Below are 610 nucleotides of genomic sequence, written 5' to 3'. Positions count from 1 at the left end.
ATAGTGATTTAAGTTATAAAGTTTTGCAGTCTAGTGATATATTGACTCTGGGACGTGGTCTATACTACGCCTATCCCAGTTGCCCTAATCTTCCACCAGTTGCAGGACAAGCTTTTTGGATATCAATAAATGGCGTAGATGATAACTACAAAATTATAGAGGCAATCCCTGCTGGAACTGGCTTTAAATATTTTTTTAAAGCAAAAAAACTTAGCGGTACATGGGGCGGCTGGGAGAAGTATTCAGCTGATTGATCATTTGAGGAGTACAACAAATTGACCACACACATATAGATCGCCTGTAGGCAAGTTATCTAGCTGGATACTCATATCATTATCACCCAATACAAAGCCACTATAAATATTGCCATTATGTCCTCGGACTACTATGGCAGTTTTTAATAGTGGCGAATATCCAGGGATAGTAAAGATTATATTGCTTCCTTCTTTTTGATATTTTAGCAACGCACTGCCTATTGTGATTATTCCAAGCCTCCCGTATTTCTGGAGATAACATATAGATGTTGTACCCACAATACTAGATACTTTGTATGGAGTAATATCTACTAAAGCCGTGTCAAAACTGTTTTTAAACACACCTAAATCACTAT

Annotated in this window: 2 protein-coding genes; one reads left to right on the top strand and one right to left on the bottom strand. The window is 37.2% G+C overall.

Going from position 1 to position 610, the window contains the following annotated elements; genetic code table 11:
* On the top strand, positions 1-254 hold a 254-nt coding region (locus tag H8S75_RS32380), incomplete at its 5' end, for a hypothetical protein (protein WP_187024979.1).
* On the opposite strand, the gene H8S75_RS32375 is transcribed toward H8S75_RS32380, so the two are convergent.
* Positions 255-610: hypothetical protein (locus tag H8S75_RS32375; RefSeq protein ID WP_187024978.1), on the bottom strand; the 356-nt coding region annotated here is incomplete at its 5' end.

The organism is Hungatella hominis (genome assembly GCF_014288005.1).
Classification (GTDB): Bacteria; Bacillota; Clostridia; order Lachnospirales; family Lachnospiraceae; genus Hungatella; species Hungatella effluvii.
Note: the sequence above shows the minus strand (reverse complement) of the source record. Positions and strands in the feature narration are given on the sequence as shown.